The 12,679-nt window shown below is 70.7% G+C and carries 15 protein-coding genes and 1 pseudogene; 4 read left to right on the forward strand and 12 right to left on the reverse strand.

What is annotated here, in order from left to right:
* Positions 1-110: 110 nt before the first annotated feature.
* From D7V93_RS24945 to D7V93_RS24960, 5 genes are all read right to left on the reverse strand, one after another.
* The gene (locus tag D7V93_RS24945) at positions 111-401 is read right to left on the reverse strand and encodes a hypothetical protein (protein WP_120645782.1); all 291 of its coding nucleotides are present in this window, start codon (positions 399-401) and stop codon (positions 111-113) included.
* Between the two features lie 103 nt (positions 402-504).
* Positions 505-675 (reverse strand): GFA family protein, encoded by a 171-nt coding sequence (locus tag D7V93_RS45925; protein WP_167509497.1) that lies wholly within the window; start codon positions 673-675, stop codon positions 505-507.
* Between the two features lie 144 nt (positions 676-819).
* Complete coding sequence (locus D7V93_RS24950; protein WP_120645783.1) at positions 820-1,581, reverse strand: hypothetical protein; 762 nt, start codon at positions 1,579-1,581, stop codon at positions 820-822.
* Between the two features lie 199 nt (positions 1,582-1,780).
* On the reverse strand, positions 1,781-2,569 hold the full coding sequence (locus D7V93_RS24955; protein ID WP_120645784.1) for a hypothetical protein: 789 nt from the start codon (positions 2,567-2,569) through the stop codon (positions 1,781-1,783).
* 169 nt (positions 2,570-2,738) lie between these two features.
* A complete protein-coding gene (locus D7V93_RS24960; protein WP_244237494.1) occupies positions 2,739-2,984 on the reverse strand; it encodes a hypothetical protein in 246 nt (81 codons plus the stop codon).
* 607 nt (positions 2,985-3,591) lie between these two features.
* On the opposite strand from D7V93_RS24960, the gene D7V93_RS24965 reads away from it, so the two are divergent.
* Both D7V93_RS24965 and D7V93_RS24970 read left to right on the forward strand, forming a co-directional pair.
* Positions 3,592-4,179 carry a TetR/AcrR family transcriptional regulator gene (locus tag D7V93_RS24965; protein WP_244237495.1) on the forward strand — a complete coding sequence of 196 codons (588 nt, stop codon included), beginning with the start codon at positions 3,592-3,594 and terminating at the stop codon, positions 4,177-4,179.
* Complete coding sequence (locus D7V93_RS24970; protein ID WP_120645786.1) at positions 4,176-5,072, forward strand: alpha/beta fold hydrolase; 897 nt, start codon at positions 4,176-4,178, stop codon at positions 5,070-5,072. The genes D7V93_RS24965 and D7V93_RS24970 overlap by 4 nt, the downstream gene beginning before the upstream one ends.
* A 186-nt stretch (positions 5,073-5,258) precedes the next feature.
* Here the strand turns inward: D7V93_RS24970 and D7V93_RS24975 are convergent, their stop codons facing one another.
* On the reverse strand, positions 5,259-6,131 hold the full coding sequence (locus tag D7V93_RS24975) for a universal stress protein (protein ID WP_244237496.1): 873 nt from the start codon (positions 6,129-6,131) through the stop codon (positions 5,259-5,261).
* 472 nt (positions 6,132-6,603) lie between these two features.
* Here D7V93_RS24975 and D7V93_RS24980 point away from each other — a divergent pair, with 472 nt between their 5' ends.
* On the forward strand, positions 6,604-6,870 hold the full coding sequence (locus D7V93_RS24980) for an FG-GAP repeat domain-containing protein (protein ID WP_120645788.1): 267 nt from the start codon (positions 6,604-6,606) through the stop codon (positions 6,868-6,870).
* 64 nt (positions 6,871-6,934) lie between these two features.
* On the opposite strand, the gene D7V93_RS24985 is transcribed toward D7V93_RS24980, so the two are convergent.
* Complete coding sequence (locus tag D7V93_RS24985; RefSeq protein ID WP_147451308.1) at positions 6,935-7,855, reverse strand: polysaccharide lyase; 921 nt, start codon at positions 7,853-7,855, stop codon at positions 6,935-6,937.
* 236 nt (positions 7,856-8,091) lie between these two features.
* Here D7V93_RS24985 and D7V93_RS24990 point away from each other — a divergent pair, with 236 nt between their 5' ends.
* Positions 8,092-8,529, forward strand: coding sequence for a VOC family protein (locus D7V93_RS24990; RefSeq protein WP_120645790.1), 438 nt, complete (start codon positions 8,092-8,094; stop codon positions 8,527-8,529).
* A gap of 109 nt (positions 8,530-8,638) precedes the next feature.
* Here the strand turns inward: D7V93_RS24990 and D7V93_RS24995 are convergent, their stop codons facing one another.
* The 5 genes and pseudogenes from D7V93_RS24995 to D7V93_RS25015 all read right to left on the reverse strand — a co-directional run.
* Positions 8,639-9,730: a M20/M25/M40 family metallo-hydrolase gene (locus tag D7V93_RS24995; RefSeq protein ID WP_120645791.1), complete on the reverse strand. Its 1,092-nt coding sequence runs from the start codon at positions 9,728-9,730 to the stop codon at positions 8,639-8,641.
* Positions 9,717-10,595: a [LysW]-aminoadipate kinase gene (locus tag D7V93_RS25000; protein ID WP_120645792.1), complete on the reverse strand. Its 879-nt coding sequence runs from the start codon at positions 10,593-10,595 to the stop codon at positions 9,717-9,719. Before D7V93_RS25000 ends, D7V93_RS24995 begins: the two co-directional genes overlap by 14 nt.
* Positions 10,592-11,368: an SDR family NAD(P)-dependent oxidoreductase gene (locus tag D7V93_RS25005; RefSeq protein WP_120645793.1), complete on the reverse strand. Its 777-nt coding sequence runs from the start codon at positions 11,366-11,368 to the stop codon at positions 10,592-10,594. The genes D7V93_RS25000 and D7V93_RS25005 overlap by 4 nt, the downstream gene beginning before the upstream one ends.
* Positions 11,346-12,335 carry a sulfotransferase gene (locus D7V93_RS25010; RefSeq protein ID WP_244237497.1) on the reverse strand — a complete coding sequence of 330 codons (990 nt, stop codon included), beginning with the start codon at positions 12,333-12,335 and terminating at the stop codon, positions 11,346-11,348. Before D7V93_RS25010 ends, D7V93_RS25005 begins: the two co-directional genes overlap by 23 nt.
* Positions 12,335-12,679, reverse strand: a pseudogene (locus D7V93_RS25015) (family 3 encapsulin nanocompartment shell protein); the annotation flags it as partial. The gene D7V93_RS25010 and the pseudogene D7V93_RS25015, both read right to left, overlap by 1 nt.

Consider the following 12,679-nt stretch of genomic DNA (forward strand, 5'->3'; position numbering starts at 1 on the left):
CGCCCAGTGGGCGTGGCGGCCGTGGGCTCCAGTCCGGGTGGCTGGACCCCGAGAGAAGCAGCAGCGGTTCGGGGCTCGGGCGAGGTCCCTCCCGCGCTCGTGGATGGCACTCAACTCTCGGCGGTCTCGGCCTGCTCGCCGTCCGGGTGCTCCTCGCTACACACCTTGGCAGCTTCGTCGGAAGACATCACGGAGGTCGTGGACTCGGAGCCCGCTCCGGCCGTGTCGTAGCAGCGGTAGCCCGCCTCACCGCAGGTTGTGTCCTCGTTGTTGATGCTGCAGACCTCAACGCAGGCGGGAATCCTTCGCGCGCAGAAGGTGCTGCAGGGGGGCGCCAACGCGAGGACCGTGGCTGGAGCCACCAGGAGGAGGGTCGCGGCGAACAGAGGGGGGAAGCGCATGCAGAACTCCAGTTGAGGAGGTGAGCGCAGATGATCGCGCCCGGCAGTCAACCCAGGAAATCGTGGCTAACCGCTACAGGCTGGCGCTGCCCGTAGGTGCGGCTCAGGCGTCCCGGCCGTTGTAGGGGAAGGGCTGGAGCGTGGACAGGTCCACGCCGTCCACGCAGCGCAAGATGGAACAGTTGCAGCTCACCACCTGCGCCAGGTCCGTGGTCGCCTCGTAGCGGACCTCTCCACAGTGGCAGCCACCCGGATACGTCTTCATCTCCGCCATGGTGCTTTCTCCGGTGCTGCGTGAAGCCCGGGCCGGAGCATGCGCTCCGCCCACCCGGTGCGTGTGACGCGCATCCACGAACGGAGGCGGCGGGGACCGCAAGCGCGCAGGTTCCTCCCGGCGCGCTTGCGGCGGTGCGTCACGTCAGTCCGCGTACGTCGTCACGGAGACCATGCGCACGAAGCGGCGGTCCGTGCTCACCGCGGCGATGGCGAAGCCCTGCGTGTAGCCCGGCGCGCCGCACCCGCGGCAGCTCCAGCCCGTGGTGTAGAGCCGGTTGCTGTTGCGCGAGATCGCCGTGATGTAGGCCACCGCGCCCTCCACCTCGTCCACGTTGTAGGAGACAGCGCTGAGCCGCGAGATGAGTTCCCGCACGGTGATGGGCTCGAAGATGCTGGCCTGCGGACCGAAGGCCATGCTGAAGGCCTCGCCCAGCGTCTGCTGGTTGGCGACACCCTGGCCGTTGGGAATGTAGCCCTCGTAGATGCGCGCGTAAGACAGCGAGCCGGTGGCGCCAAACAGCGACGCGGGCGTCTGGGCGACTTGATTCAGGTACAGCGGGGCGCCCGTGATGGCCGCGTCGTTCACCTCGTAGAAGTCCGCGTAGTACTTCGCCGCGGTGCCCGTCAGCGACTGCTGGAACGGCGTGTCGTTGAGGCGGGTGGCGAGATAGGCGCGCTCGGCGCTGTCCACGCCCTCGGGGCCGCCGGTGTCGTTGAGGAACGCGTCCAGCGCGGTCCTGAGCTCCGAGCGGAGGATGGTCGTGCCGCCGGGGCTGCCGGGGCCCTTCGCGGTGGTGATGCTCGCCTCGAAGGCGGGGATGCTGGTGGTGGACGTGGCGAACGCGGCCGGAGCGGTGAGCAGGGCCAGCGCGCCCACGAGCGACGTCATCGACAGGGTCTTCATGGGAACCTCTTCATTCGCGGCCCGAGGGACGGGCGCGCGGTCAGGGGGGAACCTCGAACGAGGTGGTGGCGAGTACCACGCGGCCCTGACACGGCCCGCGTGAGGTTCCGGTGACGCGCGCGCCCGTGACACGCCCGTGAGGGAGCGTGTCGCGAGGCTGGAAACTTTCACGGTGCGGGCCGCGCGGCGGTGCGTCGCATCAGTCGTTCCCGTAGTCCGCCGTCCACACGGAGACCATGCGCACGAAGCGGCGGTCCGTGCTCACCGCGGCGATGACGTAGCCCCGCGTGTTCCACGGCGAGAAGCTGCACCGGCGGCAGGTCCAGTCCGCGACGTAGAGCCGGTTGCTGTTGCGCGAAATCTGGGTGATGTACGCCACGGCGCCCTCTACCTCGTCCACGGTGGGAGTGCTGCCCTTGACGGGGGTGCCGAGCCTCTCGATGAGCTCCTTCACGGTGATGGGCTGGAAGGTGCCGACCGGCGGCTCGAAGTAGGTGGTGAACGCGGTGCCCAGCGTGGCCTGGTTGGCGATGCCCTGGCCGTTGGGGATGTAGCCCTCCCGGATGTCCGCGTTGGACGCCAGCGGGCCCGTGGCGCCAAACAGCGACGCGGCGGTGTTGGCGACGGAGCCCTGGTACAGCGGGTAGCTCGTGAAGGTGGCGTCGTTCAGCTCGTGGAAGTCCGCGTAGTACTTCGCCGCGGTGCCCGTCAGCGACTGCTGGAACGGCGTGTCGTTGAGGCGGGTGGTGAGGTAGGCCCGCTCGGCGCTGTCCACGCCCGTGGGGCCACCGGTGTCGTAGATGAACGCCTCCAACGCGGGCTTGAGCTCCGAGCGCAGGACGCGCGTGCCGCCGGGGCTGCTGGGGCCCTGCGCCGTGGAGATGCTCGCCTCGAAGGCGGGGATGCTGGTGGTGGACGAGGCGAACGCCGCCGGAGCGGCGAACAGGGCCAGACCGCTCAGCAGCGACGTCATCGGCAGGGTCTTCATGGGGACCTCTTCATTCGCGGCCCGTGTCACGGGCGCGCGTTCAAGGGGGAGCACCGCGAACGACGCGGTGTCCAGTACCACGCTCCCCTGACTCAGCTCGCGCGAGGTTCCGGTGACGCGCGCGCCCGTGACACGCCCGTGAAGGAGCGTGTCGCGAGCCTGGAAACTTTCACGGTGCGGGCTGCGCGGCGGCGGGGACGGGCGCGTGACGGCGGAGGGGCGCGAGCAGCGCGATCATGAACGCGAACATCACCGTGGTGAGCGCGCCGCCGAAGAACTCCTCGCAGAGGGTGACGTCCAGCACGCCCGCGTCGCTGACGCCCGCCTGCGTGAGCAGCCACCGCCCCGCGAGCGGCAGCAGGCGCAGCGCGCCGGTCGGGCCAGAGCGGACCGGAGCTGCTCCAACAGGGGCCACCGCTGTCCGAACCGCGCCAGACCGCGTCCCACCTCGGGGGGGCCGACCTGCCGCTCGCCAGCGCGCTGGCGTGGACGGCCGCTGGACGGGATCCTCCCGCGGACTGCGTCACGCGCTCTCGACGCGCATGTCCTCTGCCAGCACCAGGAGCAGGACGTCGGCGCCGTCTCCTCGCCTCCCTCGCCCACGCTCAGGCACGTGCGGGCGCACTTGAAACGGCCTCGGGACGGGCCGCCTCTGGCACCGGCACCAGGGCCGCCGCAGCCAGACTGCTGGGTCCGTTCACCTGCCGCAGGGGCCCCCCCTCTGGACGCACCTCTCGAAGGGGCGCTCTTGTCCGTCTGCTCACGAGCGCGACAGCACAAAGGGCGTCTATCGGTCCTACGCTCGCGCGGTCTCCTCGCTTGCCGCGACGGGCGCTGCGACAGCTTCGGCTGAGTTCCCCCGGCACATCGATGGGCTCCGCTTCTGGCGGGAGCACCTCGACGACCCGTGAGGTGGGTCGCTGGATCTCAGGCCGACATTTGGTTAAACATGTTCATTGAACATGCTCAACGAAAAACCAACAGGCCCTCGCGCGAAGCAGAAAGAGGCCACCGGGAGGGCGGTGCTCGAGGCCGCGCGCGAGGAGTTCGAGCGGGTTGGCTTCGAGGCCGCCAACGTCCGTTCCATCGCGCAGCGTGCCGGCGTGTCCGCAGGCACGGTTCTCCACCACTACGGCGACAAGCGTGACCTGCTTCACGCGGCCCTCTTCGACGACCTGGAGCGAACGCTGCGCAAGGCCGTGGCCGCACCGGAAGGCGAGACGCTCGACGCACGGCTGTCGGGGCTGACCCGCAGCGTCTTCCGCTACTACCAGAAGCGTCCGCAGCTCTCGCGCACCCTGCTCAAGGAGTCGCTGTTCGCCGAACCGCCCTGGGCTCAGCGCTTCAGCGCCCAGGTCGCGCAGGTGCACGCGGCGATTGCCACCTGGGCCGTGGACGCCGCGAAGAAGGGAGAGCTGCGTGCGGAGGTGGATGCCGCGCTGCTCGGCGCCGCCTACTTCTCGTTCTTCTATTTCGCCCTCATCGCCTGGGCTCAGGGCGCGCACCCCGCTCCGGTGCAAATGGTGGAGCACCTGGTCGCGCAGCATCTCGCCGGTCTGCGTCCCCCACCCCAGTCGAAGCCGGCGACCCAGAAGAGGAGACGTTCATGACGTCCGCATTCCGAGGTGAAGAGGCGAAGGCCGTGCTCTCTCGCTGGTATGACAGGTTCCGTTCGCACCTTCCTGCCACGGAGAGCCGGAGGGTCAGCACGCGGTTCGGTCCTAGCCACGTGCTCGTCGGCGGAGACGTCTCCGCGCCGCCGCTCGTGCTCCTGCACGGCGCGCTCGCGAGTTCTGCGCACGCCTTGCGCGAGCTGGCACCGCTCCTCGAGCGCTTCCGAGTCCATGCCGTCGACATCGTGGGGCAGTCGGTGAAGAGCGCGGACGCCCGGCCGAAGGTGTCGAACAACGAGTACGGCGAGTGGCTGGTGGACGTGCTGGATGGACTGGGCCTTGAGCGTCCATTCGTGGTGGGCGTGAGCTGGGGGGGCTTCGTGGCGATCCGCCTCGCGGCCGTCGCTCCCGAGCGGATCCGTCGACTGGCGCTCCTGGTTCCCGCGGGCGTGGTCAACGGCCCGGTCTGGGCGGGCTTCACCAAGGTCGCGCTGCCGATGATGCTCTACCGGATGTCTCCCACCGAGCGCCGGCTGCGGAACTTCGTCGGCAACCTGCTCACGACGACCGACGACGACTGGGCGCCGTACCTGGGCGACGCCGTCCGCTCGTTCAACATGGACATGCGCGTACCGTCGCTCGCCAGGCCGGAGGAGCTGGAGGGATTGAAGGCCCCGGTGCTGGTGCTCGGCGCCGACGGCGACCTGAGCTTCCCGGGCAAGGCGCTTCTGGCGCGAGCGCGAGCGCTGTTTCCGACGCTGGAGGACGTGGACCTCATCGCGGACTGCCGTCACTGCCCGCCGACGACGGATGCGTTCCGCCGGTGGTTGGCCGACCGGCTCTCGCGGTTCCTGCTCGCGGAGGGGACGAAGACGAAGGGGGTGGCGTGAAAGCCCCGGCGCCCCCTCCCGGACGGAACGAGAAGCGAGGCGGCGGCGCCGGGCGCCACCTCGGCGCGGTCCTTCGCGTCAGGGATTGAAGCTGACGCGGACGTGGTCGTTCGCGGCGATGCTCCCGCGGTCTTCCATTGAGCGATCAGCTGTCGAGGGAAGGCCCAGGTGTTGAACAACCCTGGCTCATGACGGTTCGCCACGGTCCGTGGCGGGGGGCCGGACCACGAAGATGTCGCAGCCGGCCTCGCGAACCACGTCCGCCGCCACGCTCCCGAGCAGGACGCGCGACAAGCCGGAGCGCGCCTGGGTGCCGAGCACGAGCAGGTCCGCCCGGTGCCGGCTCGCTTCCTTCAGGATGATGGAGTACGGGCTGCCGTGCTTGAGGGCCTGATGGTAGCGCAGGCCCATGGTGTCCAGGCGTCGGTGAAGCGGACGGAGCTCGCGCAGCGCGGCCTCCTTGAACCGTTCCCGGTACCGCGCGCGCTCATCGAGCGTCAGTCCGGAGAAGGCCATGTATTCCAGCGGCGACTCGAACGCGTGGATGAGCCGCAGCGAGGTGCGCGGCGCCAGCAGGGCGGGCACGAAGCCTGCGGCGCGCCACGACGTCTCCTCGGCGTCCACGGCCACCAGGGGACGGCGGTACCGGTCCACCACGGGCCCGTGGACCACGAGCACCGGGGACAGGCCGTACCGGATGACGTGCTCGGCGGTGGAGCCCAGGAACAGGTCCCGGAAGGGCCGACGGCCATGCCGGCCCAGGACGACCAGGTCCGCGCCCATCGAATGGGCCTGACGCAGGAGGGTGGGGGCCGGCTTCCCGAACACGAGCCGCGCCTCGACGGAGGCGCTGGAGCCCGCGGCGTGAAGCGAGGCGTGGAGCGCGTGTGCGACGGCCGCCAGCGTCCTGCCGGCCCGCTCCCGGGCCTGCTCCACGAGCTCCCTGGGCGCCCGTCCTGGAATCGCGTGCAGCAGGATGACGGCCGCCCCTGGGGCGAGTGGCAGGCGGGCGGTCCGCTCCACGGCATGCGCCGCGGCAGGCGAAAAGTCGGTGGCCACGAGCACCGCCCGAAGGAGCGACGGGGGCGGACTTCGCGTGAGGGTCATCCCGTAGGATAGGCCACCGCTGTCCGAACCGCGCCAGGCCGCGTCCCACCTCCGGGGGGCCGACCTGCCGCTCGCCAGCGCGCTGGCGTGGACGGGATCCTCCCGCGGACTGCGTCACGCGCTCGTGTGATCCGCGGCCGGAACCGAGGGAGGATCCGCGCCAGTCCATGGCGTGACGTGTTGAGCGTCCATCCATCCCCCAAAGACAGACGCAACCGCACTGGCCACGACGCACGTTGGGACCGCCCTGTCCGTCAAGGGCAACAGGAGTTCCAATGAAGCGCCGAATCCAGCTGTTCTCTGCCTCCCACGCGTTGCTGTCCTTCGGGCTCCTGGGGCTCGCATCCCCCGCCTGGGGGGACGTGCGGCCCGCACCTCCATCACCAACGTCGATGCGGCGTCCTTCGCCGTCCAGGAGGTCAACATGGATGGAAGGGTCGACGTGGTCGTGGCCGGGGCCACGAAGGCCGGGGCCACGCTGCTCTTCAACCAGGGCAAGGGCACCTTCACTCCGTTCATGACCTTCCCCACGCTGTCCCCTGTCTCCGCGGTCGCCCTCACGGACTTCACCGACGATGGGAAGCCAGACGTCCTTCTCGTGGAGCCCACCCTCGACAGGGTCGTCGTGTACGTCAACACGTCCGGAGACCCGGACCTCGACACGCAGCTGCCGGGCCCGGCGCCACGGTAGGCCCGGAGCGAAGGCCCACGGGTCGAAGGCGAACGCGCGGCCATGGTGCGTCCCGCCGGGCGGCTCAGAGGGACGGCGCCGTGGAGTAGAAATAGTTGTTCCACAGCACGTCGTCGACGCGGAGGAAGTGGTCCTCCGCGGGCGGCGTGCCGGCGCCTCCGCGGAACCACTCCGCATTCCACTTGCGTGGGTAGTTCTCGTGCCACGTGTACGTGGCCGTGTCGTTGGCGAAGCGGCGCGTGTCGCTGCTCGCCACGGTGCACACGGTGCCGTCGGACTCGCGCCGGGCCCACATGCGCAGCTTCCCGTTTGCCTGTCCGCTGGTGTTCGCCTGGACGGAGATGATGAGCGTGTACCACTCGCCCACCGTCACCGCGCAGCCCGTGCCGAGCTTGTTGCCGTAGAGGATTCCGCCGGACGGCGTGCCCGTCATGTCGCAGCCGTAGTAGTACGCATACAGCTTGTTGTTGGGGTTGCCGCCGAGCACGAACCGCGAGCTCCAGCCGTCGCAGTTCGCCTGGGCCTCGTCTCCGGCGCCGCCCGTGTAGCCCTTGCCTCCGCTCACGCCCGCCATCTTCAGGTCGCCGCTGTAGAAGTCCCAGCCGGGCTCCAGGTACATCTTCCAGCGGAGCGTGGCCGTGGCGTACTCGCCGGACGTCCAGAGCGGCGGATAGAACTTGCCGCCGTCGTTCTCCGTGCTGGCCGGCAGCTTCACGCGCAGGTACTCGTTGCCTCCCGAGGAGCCGACGGTGATTTGACTGGTGGCGTCCCAGCCCGTGGACGCGCCGAAGTCCGCCTGCGCTTCGGCTTGCGTGTACGCATCCAGTGGCTTGCCCTCGAAGGTCCACGGGCCTCGCGTCAGTGCCTGCGAGAGCATCCCCAGCTCCTCCTCACCTTCGGGCGCCGGGCCTCCGCAGGCGCCCACGAGGGTGAGGAGGACGGCGAGTCGGGGGGTGGCCAGGGACGTGGAGCTTCGGGTCATCATGGGTTCCTCGTGGGACAGGAACGCCCCGGGACGGCACTCCCGCCCGGATGCGCCGGCCGCCGGGGGGCGGCACTCGGGCGGCTCCTAGCACACGAGGCTGCAAATAGCTGACAGGCCAGCAAAACATGACAGATGTTCAAGCCCTTGAGGGATGGGGAGGATTTCGTTTCCGGCATGTCGATCCGGCGGGCCGCCGTTCGTCGCGTCACTGAATCCCACCGAAAAGGACCTGCCCCATGTCGATTCAGTCAGCCATCCCCTACTTCCACCTCAACGGCCGGGTCGAGCGGGCCATCGCGCTCTACCAGCGCGCCCTGGGCGCCCGAACCGAGACCCTGCAGCGCTTCGGCGACGTGGACGGAAGCTGTCCGGCCGCGATGAAGAGCCGCGTCATGCATGCGGAGCTGCGCGTGGGAAGCGCGCGGCTCATGATGAGCGATGGGCCCGAGGACGAGGCGATTCTGGACAAGGCCAACATGAGTGTCGCGCTGGCATTCGATGACCCGGCGGAGCTGCGGCGCAGCTTCGATGCCCTGGCGGCCTCGGGCACGGTGATGCAGCCCGTCCTCGACGCCCCCTGGGGCGGGCTGTTCGGGATGGTGCGTGACGAGTTCGGCATCCACTGGATGGTCAACAGCACCCCAGGCGCCACGGCGGGGGCCCGTCAGTCGTAGGCCCGGAATGTCCACGAGAGCCAGGCCCCTGCCGCGCACCTCATGGGAGCGTGGCGAGGGCGGGCGTGTACCCCAGGGTGCACATCTCCCCGTCACTGCTTGCCCTCCCTCAATCTGGGCGTGCACCCGGCTGGGAGGGCGTCTTCACCGGCAACAGCGCCAGCACGCGCGCGAGCACGGCGACGCCCTCCTCGTACTCCGCCAGGTCCATGTGCTCGTGGGGCGTGTGGTCCAACGCCGCGTCGCCAGGGCCGTAGGCCACAGTGGGCACGCTCCACGCGGAGGCCACGGTGTTCCAGTCGGACGTGCCTGTCTTCAGCCGCAGCGTGGGCTTCGCGCCGCGCTCGCGGATGGCCTGTTTGAAGACACGGGAGAGCGCGTCGTTGCCGTTCGTGGACACCGCGTGCTTCTGGGCCACCGTGCGCACCGTCACCGTGGGCACGGTGCCCAGCGCCGCGAGCAGCGCCTGCGTGTCGGTGGACGGGCCGGTGCGGATGCTCACCGCGGCGGTGGCCCACTCCTCTGTCTCCGTCGCGCCGGTGTGAAAGGCATTGAGTGACGGCAGGTTCTGTTCGAACAGGGACGTGCGCTCGCGGTTCCAGTCGTCACACAGGCGCTTGAGGGCGTTCCACGCGTCGATGACGTGCTCGGCGGCGGCGCGGTAGTCGCGGCTCGCGGTGTGGCGGCGGCTGGCGCGGTGCTCCAGGTCCAGGCGCAACAGGCCCTTGTAGCCAATCGTCACCGCGTGCGCGCCGCTGGGCTCGCCGTTGATGACGAAATCCGGCGCGTACCGCTCGCGCACGTGCAGGGCGCCGCGCGTGACGGCCACCTCCTCCTCCACGCAGCCCAGCAGGAGGAACTGCTTGCCGGCGCGCTCGGCGTCGTCCAGCAGCTCCACCGCTTCGATGAACGCGCACAGCGGGCCCTTCGCGTCCACCGCGCCCCGGCCGTAGAGCTTCTGCCCCTCCAACCGCACGGGCACCTCTCCGGGCACGGTGTCGATGTGGCCCAGGAACGCGATGACGGTGTCCCCGTCCCCGTAGCGGGCGACGGCGTTGCCCACCTCGTCGGTGTGCGCGCGCCAGCCGCGCGTGCCCAGCCGCTCCACGAGCGCTCCGGCGAAGGACGCCTCCTCATGGCTGGGGCTGTACTGCTCCACCATCCACCGCAACAAGTCGACGCCCGGCTCACGCGCCCGCATCCGCCCCGGTCCTCTCGCGAAGGGTGAACTTCGTGCCGCCCGCCTCCTCCAGCGCGGAGAACACCGGCCGCGCCACGCGCGACGCGCTCACGTACGCCGTGGGCACCCCACCCTCCAGCGCCCGGCGCACGGCCTCCAGCTTGTAGCGCATGCGCCCGCCCGCCAGCGCCATGCAGCCCTGCACGTCGTCGCTCGCGCGCACCAGCGTCGCGGGGTCCTTCGGGTCCGACAGCAGCCCCGGCACGTTGGAGAGGATGACCAGCGCCCTCGCGCCCACCGCCGCCGCGATGGCCGACGCCACGGCGTCCGCATCCACGTTCACCAGCACGCCCTCCTCCGTCACCGCCGGAGGACACACGACGGGCACGTAGCCGCCCTCCAGCAGCGTGCCCAGGAGCGCCGTGTTCACCGCCGACACCTCGCCCGCCAGGTGCTCCCGGTCGATGCGCATCCGCCCGTCCCCCGTCTGCAACTTGAGGGGCGGCCTCCGGCGCGCGGTGAGCATGCGCCCGTCCGCGCCGCACAGCCCCAGCGCGGTGACGCCCTTCGCCAACAGCGCGAGGACGACGGCCTTGTTCACCTCGCCCACCCACGCCATGGTGAGCGCGCGCAGCGTGGGCGCGTAGGTGAGGCGCACGACGTTGCCGTTCGCGGTCGTCACCTCCGGCCGCTCCATGCCCAGCGCGCCCAGCAGCCGCTCCCCGGCGTCCGAGCCGCCGTTGACGACGACGACGCGCTCCCCCCGCTGGACCAGCTCCGCCACGTCCGCGCAGACGTTCTCCAGGTCCACGCCCGCCGCGCCGCCAATCTTCACGACGAGCGGGCGCGCGGAAGTCGGAGACGAAGCGGCGGCCCCGGCGCTCATCCGATGACGCTCGCGCCGCCGTCCACCAGCTGCACCGTGCCGGTGATGAACGACGCCCGCTCGCTGGCGAGGAACACCGCCGCGGCGGCGAACTCCTCCGGCCGCCCCACGCGCTTGAGCGGGATGTGCGCGCCCATGTCGCGAAGCCCCGCCTCCACGTCGCCCGCCTTCCCTGCCGTGCGCTCCACCGGCGGCGTGCGCATGTAGCCCGGCGCCAGCACGTTGACGGTGATGCCGGCGTCGCCCAGCTCCTGCACCAGCGCGGCGGAGAAGCCGACGATGCCCATGCGCGAGAAGCCGGACAGCGCGAAGCGGGCCACCGGCCGGTGCACCGTCTCCGACGTGATGAACAGCAGCCGTCCCCACCCGGCCTTCTTCAAGTGGGGCAGCGCCGCGAGCGCCAGTGAGATGGGCGGCAGGAGCACCGCGTCCGTCGCGCTCTTGAACGCCTCCACGCCGAAGCTGGAGGCCGGCCCCGGAGGCGGCCCGGCGCTGTTGGTGACAACGACGTGCAGCGCGCCCAGCGTGGCGGCCACGTCATCCACCCAGCGCCGGACGCTGGCGTCGTCCTTCACGTCCACGCGCGTCGCCAGCACGCGGCCGCCTCGGGCAACGGCCTTCACACGGGCCTCCGCCTGGGCCAGCCGGTCGGCATCCCGCGCGCCAATGGCCACGTGCGCGCCCTCCTTCGCCAGCTCCTCGGCGACCGCGAGCCCCAGCCCGCTGGAGCCTCCGGCGACGAGCGCGACCTTATGGGCGAGTCCCAGTTCCACGGGCGTCCCTCCTGGAGTCGGCGACCGACGACGTCCCCACCGCCGGGGAGCGCAGCGTGCCGCTGAAATATCCGTACTTCGCCATCAGGGGCCACGCGAGCGCCACGGTGAGCGCGCGCGCACCGGACCCCAGCTCCCCCTTCCACGCGTCGTCCTCGCCGCGCAGGAGCGTGGGCCCGCTGCGGAAGCGGTCCGGGTTGCCGGTGACGGTGTGGTTCTTCCCCAGCACCACCGTGCGGCCCTTCACCGGGTTGTGCTCGCGCGGCACGCCCATGAGCTCCAGCACCGTGTCCACGGTGCGGTCCGGCGCGGCGATGAAGTCCTCGTAGCGCAGGAAGAGGGACTGGCCGGGGAACCTGCGCGTTACCTCCTCCGACGCCGCGTTGAAGCCCACCCAGTACGCGGTGCTGCGCGCGGCGGACATCGGGACGACGTACTGCTTCGTCTTCGTCCACGAGTGCGTCACCGCGCGCGGGTCGCGCACCAGGTGCAGGTACAGCGGCCGGATGCCCTCCACGCGCGGCAGCAGCGCCGCCTCGGAAGGGAACTTGCCGCTGTCCACCAGCACGGTGCTCCCGGTGGCCCGGGCGATGGTGCGGTACGTGCGCGCGAGGAAGTCCGCGTGCGCCTGGAGCGCTTCGGAGTCTCCCGCCTCGTCCAGCACGCGCAGCGTGTGCCGGGTGCGCACGGCGGCCTGCTGACGGCGCACCACCGAGGCCGCGTGCTCACGGGGCGTCATCCCCGCCGGCACGTCGGAGGTCAGCACGGTGTCCCAGATGCCGCACTCCACCAACTGCTGGCCGCAGCCGCACAGCGTGTTGGAGCCGTTCCCGTAGGCGTTCCTCCACAGGAAGCTCAGCTCCCCCACGTGGAAGCAGCCCGGCACCTCGTTGAGCACGTTGCCCAGGATGGTGCTGCCGCTGCGGCACCAGCCGGTGATGTAGAGGACCGTGAGCGGGGTGGACATCAGGTCAGCGACGCCACGAAGAAGTGGGTGGGCAGGTGCACCGCGAGCGTCGTGTAGACCTCGCCGTACGCTGCCAACCCCTCGCGCGGGAAGATGCCCGGGGGCGCCTCCGCGAAGCGGATGACGGAGCGCTGGCTGTCGTAGAGCGTCGCGGCGGCGGTGAAGTCCCCGACGATGATGGTGCCCGGGTTCACCATGCGCGTGCGGCACAGGCGGATGCCCATGCTCGCCAGGTCCGACAGGAGCGAGGACTGGCCCACGAGGTGCGCGTAGAAGTCCAGCGAGTTGATGACGATGCCGTCCGCCGAACCGCCCATCTGCTCCACCTGCGCGCAGGCGTTGAG

The organism is Corallococcus llansteffanensis (assembly GCF_003612055.1).
Lineage (GTDB): Bacteria > Myxococcota > Myxococcia > Myxococcales > Myxococcaceae > Corallococcus > Corallococcus llansteffanensis.

Coding starts and splice junctions, on each gene's coding strand:
- D7V93_RS24945 (WP_120645782.1), bottom strand. CDS start 401: ATGCGCTTCCCCCCTCTGTTCGCCGCGACCCTCCTCCTGGTGGCTCCA.
- D7V93_RS45925 (WP_167509497.1), bottom strand. CDS start 675: ATGGCGGAGATGAAGACGTATCCGGGTGGCTGCCACTGTGGAGAGGTC.
- D7V93_RS24950 (WP_120645783.1), bottom strand. CDS start 1,581: ATGAAGACCCTGTCGATGACGTCGCTCGTGGGCGCGCTGGCCCTGCTC.
- D7V93_RS24955 (WP_120645784.1), bottom strand. CDS start 2,569: ATGAAGACCCTGCCGATGACGTCGCTGCTGAGCGGTCTGGCCCTGTTC.
- D7V93_RS24970 (WP_120645786.1), top strand. CDS start 4,176: ATGACGTCCGCATTCCGAGGTGAAGAGGCGAAGGCCGTGCTCTCTCGC.
- D7V93_RS24980 (WP_120645788.1), top strand. CDS start 6,604: ATGGATGGAAGGGTCGACGTGGTCGTGGCCGGGGCCACGAAGGCCGGG.
- D7V93_RS24985 (WP_147451308.1), bottom strand. CDS start 7,855: ATGATGACCCGAAGCTCCACGTCCCTGGCCACCCCCCGACTCGCCGTC.
- D7V93_RS24990 (WP_120645790.1), top strand. CDS start 8,092: ATGTCGATTCAGTCAGCCATCCCCTACTTCCACCTCAACGGCCGGGTC.
- D7V93_RS24995 (WP_120645791.1), bottom strand. CDS start 9,730: ATGCGGGCGCGTGAGCCGGGCGTCGACTTGTTGCGGTGGATGGTGGAG.
- D7V93_RS25000 (WP_120645792.1), bottom strand. CDS start 10,595: ATGAGCGCCGGGGCCGCCGCTTCGTCTCCGACTTCCGCGCGCCCGCTC.
- D7V93_RS25010 (WP_244237497.1), bottom strand. CDS start 12,335: ATGTCCACCCCGCTCACGGTCCTCTACATCACCGGCTGGTGCCGCAGC.